17 protein-coding genes and 1 riboswitch are annotated in these 16289 nt (G+C 65.3%); of the genes, 3 read left to right on the top strand and 14 right to left on the bottom strand.

The features are described 5' to 3' along the window. Position 1 precedes the first annotated feature (1 nt). Positions 2 to 1147, bottom strand: coding sequence for an amidohydrolase (locus ACFMBG_RS07990; protein ID WP_421054180.1), 1146 nt, complete (start codon positions 1145 to 1147; stop codon positions 2 to 4). 166 nt (positions 1148 to 1313) lie between these two features. After that, entirely contained in the window at positions 1314 to 1847 is a 534-nt protein-coding gene (locus ACFMBG_RS07985) for a polysaccharide deacetylase family protein (protein WP_421054179.1), read from the bottom strand. A gap of 237 nt (positions 1848 to 2084) precedes the next feature. Between ACFMBG_RS07985 and ACFMBG_RS07980 the strand changes: the two genes are divergently transcribed. Further along, positions 2085 to 2564 carry a YHS domain-containing (seleno)protein gene (locus ACFMBG_RS07980; protein WP_421054178.1) on the top strand — a complete coding sequence of 160 codons (480 nt, stop codon included), beginning with the start codon at positions 2085 to 2087 and terminating at the stop codon, positions 2562 to 2564. An 86-nt stretch (positions 2565 to 2650) separates the two neighbouring features. On the opposite strand, the gene ACFMBG_RS07975 is transcribed toward ACFMBG_RS07980, so the two are convergent. From ACFMBG_RS07975 to miaB, 12 genes are all read right to left on the bottom strand, one after another. Continuing rightward, a complete protein-coding gene (locus ACFMBG_RS07975) occupies positions 2651 to 3274 on the bottom strand; it encodes a (d)CMP kinase (RefSeq protein ID WP_421054177.1) in 624 nt (207 codons plus the stop codon). Further along, complete coding sequence (aroA, locus tag ACFMBG_RS07970; RefSeq protein WP_421054176.1) at positions 3271 to 4617, bottom strand: 3-phosphoshikimate 1-carboxyvinyltransferase; 1347 nt, start codon at positions 4615 to 4617, stop codon at positions 3271 to 3273. The genes ACFMBG_RS07975 and aroA overlap by 4 nt, the downstream gene beginning before the upstream one ends. A 104-nt stretch (positions 4618 to 4721) precedes the next feature. Further along, the gene (trmB, locus tag ACFMBG_RS07965) at positions 4722 to 5498 is read right to left on the bottom strand and encodes a tRNA (guanine(46)-N(7))-methyltransferase TrmB (RefSeq protein ID WP_421054175.1); all 777 of its coding nucleotides are present in this window, start codon (positions 5496 to 5498) and stop codon (positions 4722 to 4724) included. Between the two features lie 90 nt (positions 5499 to 5588). Beyond that, entirely contained in the window at positions 5589 to 6245 is a 657-nt protein-coding gene (locus ACFMBG_RS07960) for a COG3904 family protein (protein ID WP_421054174.1), read from the bottom strand. Between the two features lie 266 nt (positions 6246 to 6511). Beyond that, entirely contained in the window at positions 6512 to 7693 is a 1182-nt protein-coding gene (metK, locus tag ACFMBG_RS07955; RefSeq protein ID WP_421054173.1) for a methionine adenosyltransferase, read from the bottom strand. A gap of 7 nt (positions 7694 to 7700) precedes the next feature. Beyond that, a riboswitch (SAM-SAH riboswitch) is annotated at positions 7701 to 7750 on the bottom strand. Positions 7751 to 7811: 61 nt separating this feature from the next. Further along, positions 7812 to 9311, bottom strand: a complete 1500-nt coding sequence (lnt, locus tag ACFMBG_RS07950) for an apolipoprotein N-acyltransferase (protein ID WP_421054172.1) — start codon at positions 9309 to 9311, stop codon at positions 7812 to 7814. Beyond that, on the bottom strand, positions 9308 to 10207 hold the full coding sequence (locus ACFMBG_RS07945; RefSeq protein ID WP_421054171.1) for a hemolysin family protein: 900 nt from the start codon (positions 10205 to 10207) through the stop codon (positions 9308 to 9310). The genes lnt and ACFMBG_RS07945 overlap by 4 nt, the downstream gene beginning before the upstream one ends. Positions 10208 to 10229: 22 nt before the next feature. Beyond that, positions 10230 to 10742: an rRNA maturation RNase YbeY gene (gene ybeY, locus ACFMBG_RS07940; protein WP_421054170.1), complete on the bottom strand. Its 513-nt coding sequence runs from the start codon at positions 10740 to 10742 to the stop codon at positions 10230 to 10232. Positions 10743 to 10810: 68 nt separating this feature from the next. Further along, positions 10811 to 11827, bottom strand: a complete 1017-nt coding sequence (locus ACFMBG_RS07935) for a PhoH family protein (RefSeq protein WP_421054169.1) — start codon at positions 11825 to 11827, stop codon at positions 10811 to 10813. Positions 11828 to 11968: 141 nt separating this feature from the next. Next, complete coding sequence (locus ACFMBG_RS07930; protein ID WP_421054168.1) at positions 11969 to 12277, bottom strand: hypothetical protein; 309 nt, start codon at positions 12275 to 12277, stop codon at positions 11969 to 11971. Between the two features lie 10 nt (positions 12278 to 12287). Then, the gene (locus ACFMBG_RS07925) at positions 12288 to 12866 is read right to left on the bottom strand and encodes an OmpA family protein (protein ID WP_421054167.1); all 579 of its coding nucleotides are present in this window, start codon (positions 12864 to 12866) and stop codon (positions 12288 to 12290) included. Positions 12867 to 13143: 277 nt separating this feature from the next. Further along, positions 13144 to 14466 (bottom strand): tRNA (N6-isopentenyl adenosine(37)-C2)-methylthiotransferase MiaB, encoded by a 1323-nt coding sequence (gene miaB / locus ACFMBG_RS07920; protein WP_421054166.1) that lies wholly within the window; start codon positions 14464 to 14466, stop codon positions 13144 to 13146. 126 nt (positions 14467 to 14592) lie between these two features. Between miaB and ACFMBG_RS07915 the strand changes: the two genes are divergently transcribed. Together ACFMBG_RS07915 and ACFMBG_RS07910 are read left to right on the top strand one after the other, a co-directional pair. After that, the gene (locus ACFMBG_RS07915) at positions 14593 to 15462 is read left to right on the top strand and encodes a glycosyltransferase family protein (RefSeq protein ID WP_421054165.1); all 870 of its coding nucleotides are present in this window, start codon (positions 14593 to 14595) and stop codon (positions 15460 to 15462) included. Between the two features lie 136 nt (positions 15463 to 15598). Further along, positions 15599 to 16282 carry a UTRA domain-containing protein gene (locus ACFMBG_RS07910; protein WP_421054164.1) on the top strand — a complete coding sequence of 228 codons (684 nt, stop codon included), beginning with the start codon at positions 15599 to 15601 and terminating at the stop codon, positions 16280 to 16282. Positions 16283 to 16289: the final 7 nt, after the last annotated feature.

The following is a 16289-nucleotide window of genomic DNA, read 5'->3' as shown; positions in this document are numbered from 1 at the left end:
GTCAGTCCTTTCCCGCTGGCAGCCGGTCCCGCACCAGCTGCACCCAGACCTCCGCGCCGATGGGCAGCAGAGCGTCGTTGAAATCATAATCCGCCGCATGCAGCGGCTGGCCGTGCGGCCCCTCTTCGCCATTGCCCAAGAGCAGGAAGCAGCCGGGCACGGCGTTGGCGAAATGGGCAAAGTCCTCGGAGAAGCTCATCGGCGGGCGGTTGCGGATCACCTCGCAGCCCGCGGCCTCGCCGGCGCGGCAGGCGGCCTCGGCCGGACCTGCGGCATTGATGGTTTCCACGAATTCGGTGTTGAAGCTTACCTCCACCTCCACCGCATGGGTGGCGGCAACTCCGGCGGCGATCTGCCGCATGAAGCGCTCCACTGCCGCGCGGTCGGCGGGCATGCGGGCGCGCACGTCGCCCTTCAGCACCGCGTGGCCCGGCAGCACGTTGCGCTGGCCGTCGGTCAGGAATTCAGTCACCGACACCACGGCACCCGCCCCCGGTGCCAGCTTGCGCGAGACGATGGTTTGCAGCGCCAGCACCATTTCTGCCCCGACGGTGATGGCATCCACACCCGCCTGCGGCATCGAGGCATGGCCGCCCTGCCCCTTGATCGCAATCTCGAACAGGCTCTCGCTGCTGCAGATCTGCCCCGGGCGGGTCGAGACCTGACCCACCGGCGTGCCCGGCAGATTGTGGATGGCATAGACCTCCTCGATCGGGAAGCGTTCCAGCACGCCCTCGGCAAGCATCGCCTGCGCGCCCAGCCCGTGCTCCTCGTTGGGCTGGAACAGGAACACTACGGTGCCGTCAAACCCCTGCTCCTGCGCCAGCCGTTCGGCAGCGCCCAAGAGCATCGTCATGTGGCCGTCATGGCCGCAGGCATGCATCACCCCCGGTGTTTCGGACACGTATCCATGCGTGGAGGTTTCGCTGATCGGCAGCGCATCCATATCGGCCCGCAGCCCGATGGCCCGGTTGCCGGTGCCGGCCCGCAGCAGCCCGACCACGCCTGCGCCCTCATGCACCTCCAGCCCCAGCCCGCGCAGATGCGCCGCGACCTTGGCCTTGGTGCGGTCTTCCTGGAAGCCGAGCTCCGGGTGCCGGTGAAACTCCCGGCGCAGAGCGGTCAGGCGGTCCTGAAAGCTGGTCATGTGCGCTCTCCAAGCTGTTTGAGGCGACTTTAGGCCGCCGCTTGCGACTTGGTGCGTATTAATCCTGCGCTCCGATGACGAAATTCATTCTTCTTCCAGCAATTCGGGCTGATTTTCGTACCCGGCGGGATGAGGCCGCCGCGGGCTCCGCCGCCAGGCCAGCCCGCTAGATTTCCTCGCCTTTTTCCAGCAGCTCCTCGATCAGCTGCCGCTGGATTCCCGGGCTGTCGCCGCCGCGGAACTGCAAGGCCCCGCCGGTGTAGAGCGTCCCGTAGGTGCGGGCGATATTCACCGTCTGCCCCAGTCCCGAGATCAGCTGATCCTTTTGCAGCGCTGACAGCGGGTGGATGAACACCGCCCACAGCTGGCCGCGCGCGACCGCATAGCGCGCATCCAGCGCGGTGTCGAAATTGGCCTGCATCATCCGCATCAGCTCTTCCGCCGTCAGCCCCTCGGACGGGCGCAGCGGCACCATCGCACGCATCCGGTCCGCGGCCGGGTCGGTGACCACCAGCATCGGCACCCCGGAAATGGTCAGCTGAAAGCCCCGGCCCACCGGCTGCGTCTTCTCGTCCAGGGCAAAGAGGATGCGGCCCAGCCGTTCATAGGTCATCGGCGGCTCCGGCTCTGGTGCCGTTTCCTGCGCCAGCCCGGGCACAGCCAGTACGCAAGCAATCACAAATGTCCGCAGCCAGGCCATGACGGCACCTCCCCTTTTGACACGCCCCTTCAGGCTAATGCGACGCCGCACTCGGCTCCATGCACAGTTGGGTGAGCCCTCAACAAAACAACGCCCCGTAAATTCGGGACGATCTGCAAGATCACCGGGACGGACGGAGATTAAACGTCCAGCGCTGCGGACTTAGCTTCAGATCACCGGGGCGCACAGCCTGCCCCGGTGCCCCTGAACCCGCCCTTGAACCCGATGAGGACCAACATGAAAATGCTTCTGACAACCGCCCTGATTTCGCTGACTGCCGCGCTGGCCGCGCCCGCCTTTGCCGCCGACGAGGTCAACGTCTCCAATGGCATCTCCGCCGGCGGCGCGCCGCTGGGCGCGCATGGCGTCGACCTGGTGGCGCTGCTGGACAGCCGCAACCCGGTGGAGGGCATGGCCACCTACTCCGCCACGGTGGACGGCGCGTCGTATTATTTTGTCTCGGAAGAGAACAAGACCGCGTTTGAGGCCAATCCGGCGAAATACCTGCCGCAGCATGGCGGCTTCTGCTCTTACGGCGTGTCAGTCGGCAAAAAGTTTGACGGCGACCCGGACCAGTACCTGGTGCATGACGGCAAGCTGTTCCTGTTCCTGAACGCCGCCACCCGCGCTGCCTTCCTGGAGGATGTGGCCGGTACTGCCAAAACTGCGGACAGCCAGTGGGGCAAGATCAAGCACGTGGCCGTCGGCGCGCTCTGATCCCGCGCTGGCCGTGTCCCGCAGGGCGAGCCCTTCTGCCTGCCCTTACGCCCGCAGCTGATGTCTCAGTTGCGGGCGTTTCCGTGTCAGCCCGCGGGCTCCATACGGCTTTCGATCACGGCCAAGGCCCTGGCCAGCGCCTCTTCGATGCTGAGATCGCTGGTGTCGATCAGAACCGCATCATCGGCGGGCTTCAGCGGTGCCTCGGCACGGTTCATGTCGCGGTCGTCGCGGGCCTTCACGTCGGCCAGCACTTCGGCAAGGGTGATCACCTTGCCAGCCGCCGTCAGCTCCAGGAACCGGCGCCGCGCGCGTACCTCGGCGCTGGCGGTGACAAACAGCTTCACTTGCGCATAGGGGCAAATCACCGTGCCGATGTCGCGACCATCCAGCACCGCACCGCCCGCCCGGCGGGCAAAGGCGCGCTGGAAGTCCACCAGTGCCGCGCGCACTTCGGCAATCACCGCCACCTTGGAGGCCGCCTGCGCCACCTCCGGCCCGCGCAAATCCTCGCGCGCCAGATCCTCGGGCGTCAGGTTCCGGGCCGCCTCGACCGGGGCCACGCCCTCCATCATCTTCGCTCCGACGGCCCGGTACAGCAGCCCGGTGTCCAGGTGGCCGAAACCGTAATGGGCAGCCACCGCCTTGGAGATGGTGCCCTTGCCTGCGGCAGCCGGCCCGTCAACGGCTATGGTGAAGCTCTTGCTCATGTGCGCTCCAGCTTGGCGCCGAGGTTGCCCATGAGGGTTTCAAAAATCGGGAAGGAGGTGGCGATCGGGCTGCCGTCGTCAACCGAGACAGCGTTCTGCGCGCCCATGCCCATCACCATGAAGGACATGGCGATACGGTGATCCAGAAAGCTCTCGCAGGTGCCGCCGCCCGGCACGCCATCAATGCCAAGGCCGGTCACTTCCCACCAGTCCTCGCCTTCCTCGACCGTCACACCATTGGCGCGCAGGCCCTTGGCCATCGCGTCGATCCGGTCGCTTTCCTTGACCCGCAGTTCCTTGACGCCCGCCATCATGGTCTTGCCTTCCGCGAAGGAGGCCACCACCGACAGCACCGGGTATTCGTCGATCATCGAGGCGGCGCGCTCCGGCGGCACTTCGATGCCCTTCATATTGGGCGAGTACTTGGCGCGCAGATCGGCAACTGGCTCGCCGCCCTCCTCGCGCATGTTCTCGAAGGTCAGGTCGGCGCCCATGTCCTGCAGGGTGTAGTAGAGGCCCGCGCGGGTCGGGTTCAGGCCGATGTTCGGCACCAGCACATCAGAGCCGGGCGTGATCAGCGCCGCGCAAACCGGGAAGGCGGCGGAGGACGGGTCGCGCGGCACCGCGATCACCTGCGGTTTCAGCTCGGGCCGGCCGGTCAGGGTGATGACGCGGCCCTCTTCGGTCTCCTCGGTGATGATCTCGGCACCGAAACCGGCCAGCATCCGCTCGGTATGGTCGCGGGTGGCTTCCTTCTCGATCACCACGGTCTTGCCGGGCGCGTTGAGGCCTGCAAACAGCACCGCCGATTTCACCTGCGCCGAGGGCACTGGCACCTCATAGCGGACTGGCACAGGGTCCGCCGCGCCGACGATGGTCATTGGCAGGCGGCCGCCGGAGCGGCCCACGGACTGGGTGCCGAACAGCGCCAGCGGGTCGGTGACGCGCGCCATCGGGCGCTTGTTCAGCGAGGCATCGCCGGTAAAGGTCGCGGTGATCGGAGAGGTCGCCATCACACCCATGATCAGCCGCACCCCGGTGCCGGAGTTGCCGCAGTCGATCACGTTGTCCGGCTCGGCAAAGCCGCCGACGCCGACGCCGAACACCGACCAGTTGCCGCCGCCGTGGTTCACCACCTCGGCGCCGAAGGCCTGCATCGCCTTGGCGGTGTCCAGCACGTCTTCGCCTTCCAGCAGGCCGGAGATCTTCGTTTCTCCCACCGACAGTGCGCCCAGGATCAGCGACCGGTGCGAGATCGACTTGTCGCCGGGCACCTCCGCCGTGCCGGTCAGCGGGCCGCAGCGGTGCGAGGTCATCGGGATGGGCGTGCCGTGTCCGGACATGGGGGCTTCCTTCGTCTGTCGGTCGTTCGTCTGTTCGTTTGCGCTATCGGTAACGGATCGGGGCCGGCCGGTCCAGCGCATTTGCCCGCCGGCCTGCCCGCTGGTCAGCCGAGGCGGCGGAAGGTCAGGTAATGCGGTGTGCGGCCTTCGCGCAGGGCTTTCTGCTCATAGCGGGTGGAGATCCAGTCCGCCCAGGGCTGGCGCCAGTCTTCGGGGCCTTCGGCCAGCCATTCGAAACCGGCCTTCGGCACCTCCTCCAGGGTTTGGCGCACATAGTCTGGAATATCGGTGGCCACACGGAAGATCGCACCCGGCTTCAGGCAGCGGGCCAGCGGCTCCAGATGCTCCTGCGTCACAAAACGGCGGCGGTGGTGGCGCTTCTTCGGCCAGGGGTCCGGGTACAGCAGAAAGGCGCGCGAGATCGAGCCCGCGGGCAGCACATCCATCAGGTCGCGGGCATCGCCCGGGTGGATGGCGATATTGTCCGCCTCCGCCTTGCGGATCTTGCCCAGGAGCATGGCCACCCCGTTGATAAAGGGTTCGGCGCCGATGATACCGGTGTCAGGGTTGCTGACGGCCTGATGTACCAGATGCTCGCCGCCGCCAAAGCCGACCTCCAGCCAGACGTCCTTGCCGCCAAACAGCGCGTCCAGGTCCAGCGGCGTGCGCTCCGGGTTCTCCTCCCAGCCGACCGCACCGGGGCTGAGCTTGGCCAGATCCTCGTCCAGATAGCGCTTCTGGCTGTCCTTCAGCGTCTTGCCCTTGAAGCGGCCGTAGAAATTGCGCCAGGGCGCGCCGCTGGCGTGTTTCTCAGCCGCATTGGCAGCGGCGGGCTGGGCTTCCTTGGACTGGTCGTCGCGGGGCTTCTGGTCGCCGGACATGCGTCGGGGCTCCTGTTCGAGGCGGTATTTGAAAGGCTGGCCGCTCCTCTGCCGCAAGCAGGCCCCGGGGTCAAGCCGGCGCCACCCCGGCTAGGGCCGCTGCCCCGGCAGAAGCTCCCGCAGAACCCCGGCAGCAATCAGCCGCAGGCGGCTGGGATACCACTCCCCGTCCGGATCGGTGCGCATGGTTTCGATGGCAAAGCCGGGGTCGACCCCGCGCGCCACCATATAGCTGAGGTGGTCATAGATCTCGCGCTGGGTATCCTCATAGATCCAGGAGCCGAACTCGAACGGCGTCGACCAGCGCTGCGCCTTCCGTTCACTGCGGTAATACTTGTGCACCGCAGGCGCCGGCCAGTTGCGCTGATGGAAGCCGATGCGGGAGCCAAGCGTCATCCGCCGCCGGTTGCCCGCCAGGAAAACATCCACGCAGGCGCTGATGCACTCGCCGTCGATCAGGGTGTCGAGCCCGTATTCCAGCACCAGCGCGGCAATCTCCTCGCCGGCATAGACGCTGCCGCCGATGCTGTTGAGCTGCAGCTCGGTGATCTCCGGATTCTGCGCCAGGATCTCCTGCAGCCGGTCGATGTCCTCATCGGCGATTTCGGCCGGCTGGCCTTCCACATCCGTTTCGGTGTCATAGACAAGCGTCTGGCCCTGCAGGCTGAATTTCTGCGGCAGCGCTTCCTTTGCGGCCGCTGTCAGCGGCAGCGCCAGGCAGAGAAAAGCAGTTGTCAATCGCAGCATCGCGGCCCCTGCAGCTGAGTACATTCACCCGGCCACTATGGCGCAGCCCGCTGCCCGGCTCCACCCCCAACAGGCCGGCGCTTCTCCCGCAATGATCCGCCCGCGAAACATCCGGTCAGCACGGCTGACCGGTGCGCCGCGCGCAGCGCGGCGCCGGGCCCAACGGGAAAGGTGCATTCCATGAAGGCACTGATCCGGGCGGGAGCACTCCGGAAACGAAAAGAGCGGACCTTGCGGCCCGCTCCCCTGATCTTTTCCCTTTGGCCTCAGACCGCTTTCTTCAGCGCCTCGGCCAGATCGGTGCGCTCCCAGCTAAAGCCGCCGTCGGCATCCGGCTCGCGGCCGAAGTGCCCATAGGCCGCCGTGCGCTGGTAGATCGGCTTGTTCAGCCCCAGGTGCGAACGGATGCCGCGCGGGGTCAGGTCCATCACCTGATCGATTGCCTTTTCGATGGCAGCGGGCGCAACTTCGCCGGTGCCGTGGGTGTCGGCATAGATCGACAGCGGCTTGGAGACGCCGATGGCATAGGACAGCTGGATGGTGCATTTCTCCGCCATGCCCGCAGCCACCACGTTCTTGGCCAGGTAGCGCGCGGCATAGGCCGCCGAGCGGTCCACCTTGGTCGGGTCCTTGCCGGAGAACGCGCCGCCGCCGTGCGGGGCTGCGCCGCCGTAAGTGTCGACGATGATCTTGCGGCCGGTCAGGCCTGCGTCGCCGTCCGGACCGCCGATCACGAACTTGCCGGTCGGGTTCACATGCCAGACGGTGGCGTCGGTCAGCCAGCCTTCGGGCAGGGTTTCGCGGATGTAGGGCTCGACAATGGCGCGAATGTCATTCGAGGTCAGCGATTCATCGAGATGCTGGGTCGACAGCACCAGCGAGCTGATGCCCACCGGCTTGCCGCCTTCGTAGATCACCGACAGCTGCGATTTCGCGTCCGGGCCCAGCGTCGGCTCGGTGCCGTTCTTGCGCACTTCCGCCAGGCGGCGCAGGATCGCGTGGGAGAACTGGATCGGCGCCGGCATCAGCGCGTCGGTTTCATTGGTGGCGAAACCGAACATGATGCCCTGGTCGCCGGCGCCTTCGTCCTTGTCGCCGGCGGCATCCACGCCCTGCGCGATATGGGCCGACTGCTCGTGCAGCAAGTTGGTCACCTCCACGGTCTCGTGGTGGAACTTGTCCTGCTCGTAGCCAATGTCCTTGATACAGGCGCGGGCGATCTCGTCGATCTTGCCCATGTAGTCGTGCAGCTTGTCCTGATCGGACAGGCCGACTTCGCCCCCGATGACAACACGGTTCGTGGTGGCGAAAGTTTCAGCTGCCACACGTGCTTCGGGCTCCTCCGCCAGAAAAGCGTCCAGCACCGCATCGGAAATGCGGTCGCAGACCTTGTCCGGGTGGCCTTCGGAAACCGATTCCGAAGTGAAGGTGTAGTTCATACGGGTCATGAAAGAGTGCTCCATTGAGGTTCAGCCCGCCACGCCAGGAAGCCGTTGTGGCAGGTATCGGGCCGCATTACGCGGCAAGACCGCGCGGGTCAATCTATATTCCGACAGAGTTAAGCAGCTATGACCGCGGTGCAAGGGCGCGGCTGCGGAAGAATGCCGCAGATACACCAAAAAGACACAGCAGCAGGACAGGCCAGTCGCCGGTGCGGCTGTAGAGCGTCGGCGGCAGCGGTGCAGGCAGGCTTGCGTCGATATAGCCGGCCTCGCCCAGCGGCAGGCTGTCCAGCATCGCCCCGTCCGGCGCGATCATGGCAGAGACGCCGGTATTGGCGGCGCGAATCATCGGCAGACCCTGCTCCAGCGCCCGCATCCGGGCCTGCACCAGGTGCTGATAGGGGCCGGACCGGGTGCCGAACCAGGCGTCATTGGTGATCTGCACCAGCATCTGCGGCCGGGATTCGGCGGCGTTCACATCCTGAGGGAAAACAGCCTCGTAGCAGATCAGCGGCAAGGCGCTGCCGATGGGCAGATCCATCACCTGGGCGCCGGGACCGGCGGCATAGCCCGCGCCCGCCTGGGAGGCAAAGCCGTGGATGCCAAAGCGCGCCATGAAGTCGCCAAACGGCACGTATTCGCCAAACGGCACCAGATGCGCCTTGTCATAGGTGGCGGTGGCCATGCCATCGGCGTCCAGCAGCACCGCGGAATTGTAATAGGCGCCTGCCTCCTCCCGCTGGATCCCCAGCAGAACCGGCACGCCGCCCGCGCTGTCCGAGATGATCCGCAGCGTGTCCTCAGCATAGTTCAGCAGCTGCGGCACCGCGGTTTCCGGCCAGACGATCAGATCCGGGCGCGGCGCCCCCGCGGAAAAGGCAACGGACCGGCGGACAAATTCCCAGCGGTGGTCCGGGTGCCATTTCAGGTTCTGCGGCGCATTGGGCTGAACGATTCGCACGGCCTTGCCCGTTTGCGCGGCCTGCGGCGGCGCGGGAACGGCAACAGCGGCGGCCGCGGAAATGGCGAGCGGCGCGGCGGCGGCAAGCGGGTTTTGCCGTATCAGGGCCAGCGGCAGGAACGCCGCAAGCGTCAGCAGCCCCAGCCCCTGCGGCCCGGTCCAGGGCAGCAGGTTCGCGGCCGGCGTATCGATCCAGAACTGCCCGAAACCCGCCCAGGGGAAACCGGTCAGCAGATAGGCCCGGGCAAATTCCGCCAGCGTCCACATGGCCGCCAGCACCGGCACCCGCCAGGCGCCGCGGCTGAACCGCGCCGTCAGGCCAAAGGCAGCGCCCCAGAACAGGGCGAGGCCTGCGGCCAGGAACACCAGCGCAAAAGGCGCCATCCAGGCGTGGCGCTCCGGGTCTATCTGAAAGGGTTCGATGATCCACGACAGGCCAAAGACGAAATACCCCAGCCCGAACAGCCAGCCGGCCAGCGCCGCGGTGCGGGCCGAGGCAGCCTGCAGGATCAGCCAGCCCGCAGCGGCCAGCGCGACGGGCAGACCAAGAAGAACATGCCAGGGAGCAAGCGACAGCGACAGCAGCGCGCCGCCGCCAAAGGCCAGCGCCGCCGGCGCAAGCCTGAGCTGGCGGGCAGCCCGGCGCAGCCCGAGTGTGATCATGCAGCGGCGTCCGGCAGCCGGACACGCAGCCGTTTGATCCGGCGCGGGTCGGCGTCAATGACCTCAAACTCGGCGCCTTCGGGGTGTTCGATCACCTCGCCGCGGGCAGGCACCCGCCCCGACAGCATGAAGACCAGGCCGCCCAGCGTGTCGATTTCCTCTTCGTCGACCGCGTCATGGCTGGTCAGCGAATGGCCGATCTCGGTCTCGAACTCCGGCAGGGGTGTGCGGGCCAGGGCGATGTAGCTGCCCGGCTTTTCCTGGTACCAGGTCTGCAGCTCGTCGGCGTCGTGCTCATCCTCGATCTCGCCGACCACCTGTTCGATCAGATCCTCGATCGTCACCAGACCGTCGACACCGCCGTATTCGTCGATCACCAGCGCCATGTGGCGGCGTTCGGCCTGCATCTTGGTCAGCAGCACCCCGATCGGCATCGACGGCGGCACAAACAGCAGCGGACGCAGCATCCGCGACAGGTCGAAGTCCGAACTGCCGCCATTGAAGCCGTGGGTCAGCGAGAAATCCTTGAGGTGGACGAAGCCCAGAGGCGTGTCCAGCGTGCCCTCGTACACGGGGATCCGGGTAAAGCCGCTTTGCCGGAAGATGCCGACCAGATCGTCCTTGTCGATGGTGACCGGCACAGCGGCAATTTCGGCGGAAGGGATGGCAACATCTTCCACCCGCAGCCGGCGCAGATTGATCATGCCGTGCGGGCCCATACCCGCCGCAGGCTGATCACTGCCAGGTTCATCTTCGGCTTGCGTCTCGGAACTGAACACGCCGAACAGCCGTGCCCAGAAACCGGTTTTCTCAGTGGCAGGCGCTTCTGCCGCCGTGCCGTTCACGTTCTGCAGCGCGCCCTGCGCCGCGTTAGAACTGCCTTCTATGTCGCCCATCGGTCCTATCCAAAAACCCCGCTCAGGGGGCATCCTCACCCATATATGGGTTCGCGATACCCATTTTGCCAAGTATCTCCGCCTCAATCCCTTCCATTAATGCGGCATCGCGGTCGCGAATGTGATCGTAGCCCAGAAGATGCAACATTCCGTGAACGGTCAGATGGCGGGTGTGATCGGCCAGCGGCTTGCCCGCCTCCTGCGCCTCGCGGGCGCAGGTTTCGAAGGAAATGGCAATGTCGCCCAGCGGAATCTCTCCGGTGAAATCTGGTTCCGGCAGCTGCGGCGTGCCGCCATCCTGCTCCGCGGCCAGGTCTTCGGCGGGCCAGCTCAGCACGTTGGTGGGTTTGGGTTTTTCGCGGAACTCCGCGTTCAGCTCCGTGATGCGGGCATCATCGCAGCCCAGCAGGGAAATCTCGCACTCCTCCGGATCCAGACCGAAATGGTCCAGGACGGCGGTGACGGCCTCAATGGCCAGCGGCTCAAGCCCGGCGTCCTGCCAGCGGCTGTCTTCGATAGAGATGTCGAGTGTCATGGAGCACATCCGGAATCGGGGGCCAGCCCCCGCGCCCCCGGGATATTTGAGGCAAGAGGAAAGCGGGATCAGGCCGGCATTGCGTCTGCGTCATAGGCCTCGATGATGGCCGCCACAAGGGGGTGGCGCACCACATCGCGGGCGGTGAAGTAGTTGAAGCTGATCTTGGGGACCGATTTCAGCAGCCGCTCGGCGTCTGCCAGGCCCGACTGCACGCCGCGCGGCAGGTCGACCTGCGAGCGGTCGCCGGTGATCACCATGCGCGAGCCCTCGCCCAGGCGGGTGAGGAACATCTTCATCTGCATGGTGGTGGCGTTCTGCGCCTCATCCAGCACCACGAAGGCGTTGGAAAGTGTGCGGCCGCGCATGAAGGCCAGGGGCGCGATCTCAATGCGCTTGTCCTCGATCAGCTTGGCCAGCTGCTTGCCCGGCAGGAAGTCGTTCAGCGCGTCGTACAAGGGCTGCATGTAGGGGTCGACCTTGTCCTTCATGTCGCCGGGCAGATAGCCGAGCTTCTCGCCGGCCTCCACCGCCGGGCGGGACAGGATGATGCGGTCGACATGGCCGGTGATGAACATCGAGACGCCGACCGCCACGGCCAGATAGGTTTTGCCGGTGCCGGCCGGGCCGATGCCGAAGGCCATTTCGTTTTCGAACAGCGCGTGCACATAGGCCTTCTGCGCCTCGGTGCGCGGCTCCACCAGTTTCTTGCGGGTCTTGATCTCCACCCGGCCGCCGCGGAACATCTGCAGCTGGCCGTCAGGTTCCGCATCGTCGGTGTCCGGCCCCGGCCCCATCCGCAACTCGCGGTCGATGTCGCCGCTTTCGACGCTGCGGCCGGTTTCCAGCCGGTCGTAGAGGGCCGTAAGCACGCCGGCCGCCTGCTCGCGCGCCGAATCCTCGCCCATCACCGAAAGCTGGTTGCCGCGGCGGACGATCTGCACGCCCAGTTTCTGTTCGATGTCAGCCAGGTTGCGGTCATATTCGCCGCACAGGTCGATCAGCAAGCGGTTGTCGGGAAATTCCAGAAGCACTTCATGGGTTGCGGTCTGGTCTTGCGCGTCATTCAGGGCACCGATGGCCAAGCTGATCTCCTCAATCCGGGGTTGCCCTTTCAGTTTGCCGCCCCTGCTGCGTTTGCGCAAGCATGAGCAGCGGAATTTCACTCAATTGAAACAAAACAGCCGCCCCGGGGGGCGGCTGCAATCAGCACGATACGGCCGCTGTCACAGCGGATCCGCGAAGGTCGACCCGTCCTTGAACGGGCCAGTCGCCAGCGTTGGCGGCAGGTCGCTGTTGCAGACCGGCTTGCCATCGGGGGTGCGGCGCAGATCGGCGTAGCCTTCGAGGCCATCGTCGATAATCCAATGCTCGCAGCCATTTGGATCAATCCAGATGCCTGCAGTCAGGTTGGACAGGTCCAGCGATTGGCCGTCCGCAATATGCTGGTCGGTGGTTTTATCGACAGTCGGCGTGCAGGCCGAAACGGCAGCGGCTGCGGCCAGGACAGCAGCGGTGTGCATGTAGCGTTTCATGTTATCCCCCTCAGCGCAGGCAGTAGATTTCGACGCGGCGGTTCTGCGCCATGTTGGCGGCGCTTGTGTTGGGCACCCGCGGATCGCGTTCGCCATAGGCGCGGATACCGGCGATGCGCGCGCCGACAGAACGGGCAACCTGGGCCACTGCATTTGCGCGGCGCTCGGACAGGCGGATGTTGTATTCATCCGAAGCCCTGCTATCGGTGTGGCCGGCGACGATGAAAGAGCGCGCGCCGTTGCTCTGCGCCTGCTGGAAAAACTCGCGCAGACGCTGCTTGCCCGCTGCGTTGATGAAATGCCGGTCGGTGGCGAAGAACTGGTCGGTCGGCATCACCCCGCAGATGTTGCCCCGCCGGCAGACCGGCTTGCCATCGGGTTTGACATGCGGGGTCATGTAGCCTTCGGCCCCATCATCCATCACCCAATGCTCGCAACCGTCCGGGTCGACCCAGATGGTGGGAACATACCGTTCGCCCTTGATCGTCCGCTGCTGGGATTGCGCGCTGGCGGGCGCGGCGGCGATGCTGAGCGCGGCCGTGGCAGCGGCAGCCAGCGCAATCGCCTTGTTCAATTTGAATTTCAACAAAACCAGAATTCCTTCACCTAAGCCCCCCAAGGAGCTTCCCCCATAAGTGGCCACCGCTCAGGCCATAAAGTCTAAAATAGCTGAATTTAGATATTTCCACCTGTAAAATTGTATTGTTTTACGCGCGCATTGAGCGCTAGCGCCGGACACTCGCGGCGCCAGGAGGGAATTGTTGCTGATCGCGGTGCAATCAGGACGCGCCATCAATTTGCCGCAAAGCCCCCCAGGGAGCCCCAGGAAGCGGCTGCCCCAAGAGATTCGCTTGGCGGCGGCGGCGTTAGCCGATCAGCTCGCCCGCCAGCGAATTTGCACCCGAGGAGACAATCCGGACCCGCGCCAGTTCGCCGACGTCACGGCTGCAATCGGCGACGTGCACGGCGTGGAGATAGTCGGACTTGCCAACCATCTGGCCCGGCAGGCGGCCGGCTTTTTCAAAGAGCACGCCAACCTCGCGGCCGACCATGCTGTCCTGCACCTCGCGCTGCTGCTTGGTGAGCAGAGCCTGCAGACGCTGCAGCCGGTCGTCGGCCGCAGCCGGGTCGACCTGGGGACGCTCTGCCGCCGGGGTGCCGGGGCGGGTCGAGTATTTGAAGGAATAGGCGGTGCCGTATTTGACCTCTTCCACCAGGTCCATGGTGGCCTGGAAGTCCTCCTCGGTCTCTTCCGGGAAGCCGACGATGAAATCGCCGGAAATCAGGATGTCGGGACGCGCGGCGCGGATGCGCTCGATCAGGCGGATGTAGCTTTCCGCCGTGTGCGAGCGGTTCATCCGCTTGAGGATCTTGTCGGAGCCCGCCTGCACCGGCAGATGCAGGTACGGCATCAGCTTGGCACAGGTGCCATGCGCCTCGATCAGGTCGTCCTGCATGTCATTGGGATGCGAGGTGGTGAAGCGGATGCGCTCCAGCCCGTCGATCTTGTCCAGCTCCCAGATCAGCTGCGCCAGGGTCAGGTCGCCATTGGCGCCGGCACCGTGATAGGCGTTCACGTTCTGGCCCAAGAGGGTGATTTCGCGCACGCCGCGCTCCACCAGGTCCTGCGCCTCGCGCAGGATGCGGTCTGCCGGGCGCGAGACCTCGGCCCCGCGGGTATAGGGCACCACGCAAAAGGCGCAGAACTTGTCGCAGCCCTCCTGCACCGTCAGGAACGCGGTCGGGCCGCGTTTGGCCTTGGGACGGTTTTTCAGTTTCTCGAATTTATCCTCTTCGGGGAAGTCGGTATCGAGCACCTTCTCCCCTTCGCGCGCCTTGGCTTCCATCTCCGGCAGGCGGTGATAGCTTTGCGGGCCGACCACCAGGTCGACCAGCGGCTGGCGGCGCATGATCTCTTCGCCTTCGGCCTGGGCCACGCAGCCCGCCACCCCGATTTTCAGGTCAGGTTTTTCAGCCTTCAGCCCCTTGAAGCGGCCCAGCTCGGAGTAGACCTTTTCTGCCGCCTTTTCCCGGATGTGGCAGGTGTTCAGCAGGATCATGTCGGCTTCATCGGGCGACTTGGTCTCGACATAGCCCTCGCCGCCCAGCGCTTCGGCCATGCGTTCGCTGTCGTAGACATTCATCTGACAGCCATAGGTCTTGATAAACAGCTTCTTCGGGGCGCTCATGAGTCTCAGCCTTTTAGCCTGATCCGGGGTCAGCGGCCTGCCTTACAGGCAAATGCCGCCGCTTGCAATGACGCGGGAATTACCCGATTTTGGCCGCAAAGGCCAGAAAGGCAGGGGCAGACGGGCATGATGTACTCTTCGCTGGAGGATTTCCTGAAGCAGGGCAAGGCGCTGCTGGCCAAGGGCCCGGTTGCGCTGGTCTTCATCGAGGATGAGGTGGAGATTGCCACCACCCTGCGCCACCATCTGCAAAGCCGCTTCAAGGCGGTTGTGGCGCTGATGCCCGATGCCTTCGACCTGCCGCAGGACGTGCGCGCCAAGGTGCACCGGGTGCCGTTCGACTGCGGGCCGGAGGGCGCGGTGACCGGTGCCGTCAACGCGGTCATTGCGGCGGCGCAGCCGGGCTGCTGGCTGTATTACTGCTACAACGCGGAATACCTGTTCTACCCGTTCTGCGAAACCCGCACCGTCGGCGAGATGCTGGCCTTTCATACTGAGGAGCGGCGCGATGCGATGCTCAGCTATGTGATCGACCTTTACGCGGGCGACCTGGAGGCATGTCCCGGCGCGGTGTCGCTGGAAAATGCCTATCTGGACAAGTCCGGCTATTACGCCCAGTCGCGCCAGGATCCCGCAACCGGCCACCCGCGCGAGCGGCAGCTGGACTTCTTTGGCGGCGTGCGCTGGCGGTTCGAGGAGCATATCCCCACGGCCAGCCGCAAGATCGACCGGATATCGTTGTTCAGGGCCAAGCCGGGGCTGGAGCTGCAGCCGGATCACACCTTCAACGATCAGGAGTACAACACATACGCCTGCCCCTGGCACCACAACCTGACCGCGGCCGTCTGCTCCTTCCGCACGGCCAAGGCGCTGAAACGCAATCCGGGTTCCACCTTCGATATCGAAACCTTCCGCTGGCACAATTCCGCGCCGTTCGAGTGGCACTCGCGCCAGCTGCTGGATCTGGGGCTGATGGAACCCGGGCAGTGGTTCTGAGCGGCTGACGCCCTGCCCGCGTATCTGAGCCTCCGTTACCGGATGCCGCTTTCCTGTCCGGGGATTATGTGTATTCTTATGGGTGTTAAATTTTCTTATGACCCTGAGAGGCACCATGGCAGCACCGCGCCGGAAAATGAGCTACCGGGATATCAAGCAGGTCGTTCTCGACCGGATACAGAACCGGATCTGGGCGCCGGACAGCCTGCTGCCGAGCGAGACCGAACTGGCCGAGGAGTTTTCCAGCACCCGCACCACCGTGAACCGGGCGCTGCGGGAGCTGGCCGAGGAGGGTTTCTTGGAGCGCAAGCGCAAGGCAGGCACCAGGGTGCTGAATTCCCCGGTGCGCAAGGCCCAGTTCTCGATCCCGCTGGTCCGGGACGAGATCGCAGGAACCGGCGCGGAATACCGGTATTCCCTGGTTGAGCGCAGCGTGCAGGCTGCGCCAGCATGGCTGTCCGCCCGGCTCGACCTGCCCCAGGGCCAGGAGGTGCTGCACATCAGGTGCATGCACTATGCGGACAATGCCCCCTTTCAGTACGAAGTGCGCTGGGTGATCCCCGACAGCATCCCTGAGGTGCTGGAGGCGGATTTCTCCCAGTCGGGACCGAATGACTGGCTGGTGCAAAAGGTGCCGTTCACCAATCTGGAGCTGAGCTTCATGGCCACCAAGGCGGATCAGGCGGTGGCGGAGTTTCTGGACGCGCCCGCCGGGGACCCGGTATTCACGGCGGAACGGATCACCTGGCTGCGCGGCAGCCCGGTCACGCTGGCCAAGCTGTTCTTTGCGCCGGGCTACAAACTGACAACGCATCTCTAACGCCCGG

Origin of the sequence: Leisingera coralii (assembly GCF_049056525.1) — a bacterium.
Classification (GTDB): domain Bacteria; phylum Pseudomonadota; class Alphaproteobacteria; order Rhodobacterales; family Rhodobacteraceae; genus Leisingera; species Leisingera coralii.
This window is presented reverse-complemented; position numbering and strand designations above follow the sequence as displayed.

Coding starts and splice junctions, on each gene's coding strand:
- ACFMBG_RS07990 (WP_421054180.1), bottom strand. CDS start 1,147: ATGACCAGCTTTCAGGACCGCCTGACCGCTCTGCGCCGGGAGTTTCAC.
- ACFMBG_RS07985 (WP_421054179.1), bottom strand. CDS start 1,847: ATGGCCTGGCTGCGGACATTTGTGATTGCTTGCGTACTGGCTGTGCCC.
- ACFMBG_RS07980 (WP_421054178.1), top strand. CDS start 2,085: ATGAAAATGCTTCTGACAACCGCCCTGATTTCGCTGACTGCCGCGCTG.
- ACFMBG_RS07975 (WP_421054177.1), bottom strand. CDS start 3,274: ATGAGCAAGAGCTTCACCATAGCCGTTGACGGGCCGGCTGCCGCAGGC.
- aroA (WP_421054176.1), bottom strand. CDS start 4,617: ATGTCCGGACACGGCACGCCCATCCCGATGACCTCGCACCGCTGCGGC.
- trmB (WP_421054175.1), bottom strand. CDS start 5,498: ATGTCCGGCGACCAGAAGCCCCGCGACGACCAGTCCAAGGAAGCCCAG.
- ACFMBG_RS07960 (WP_421054174.1), bottom strand. CDS start 6,245: ATGCTGCGATTGACAACTGCTTTTCTCTGCCTGGCGCTGCCGCTGACA.
- metK (WP_421054173.1), bottom strand. CDS start 7,693: ATGACCCGTATGAACTACACCTTCACTTCGGAATCGGTTTCCGAAGGC.
- lnt (WP_421054172.1), bottom strand. CDS start 9,311: ATGATCACACTCGGGCTGCGCCGGGCTGCCCGCCAGCTCAGGCTTGCG.
- ACFMBG_RS07945 (WP_421054171.1), bottom strand. CDS start 10,207: ATGGGCGACATAGAAGGCAGTTCTAACGCGGCGCAGGGCGCGCTGCAG.
- ybeY (WP_421054170.1), bottom strand. CDS start 10,742: ATGACACTCGACATCTCTATCGAAGACAGCCGCTGGCAGGACGCCGGG.
- ACFMBG_RS07930 (WP_421054168.1), bottom strand. CDS start 12,277: ATGAAACGCTACATGCACACCGCTGCTGTCCTGGCCGCAGCCGCTGCC.
- miaB (WP_421054166.1), bottom strand. CDS start 14,466: ATGAGCGCCCCGAAGAAGCTGTTTATCAAGACCTATGGCTGTCAGATG.
- ACFMBG_RS07915 (WP_421054165.1), top strand. CDS start 14,593: ATGATGTACTCTTCGCTGGAGGATTTCCTGAAGCAGGGCAAGGCGCTG.
- ACFMBG_RS07910 (WP_421054164.1), top strand. CDS start 15,599: ATGAGCTACCGGGATATCAAGCAGGTCGTTCTCGACCGGATACAGAAC.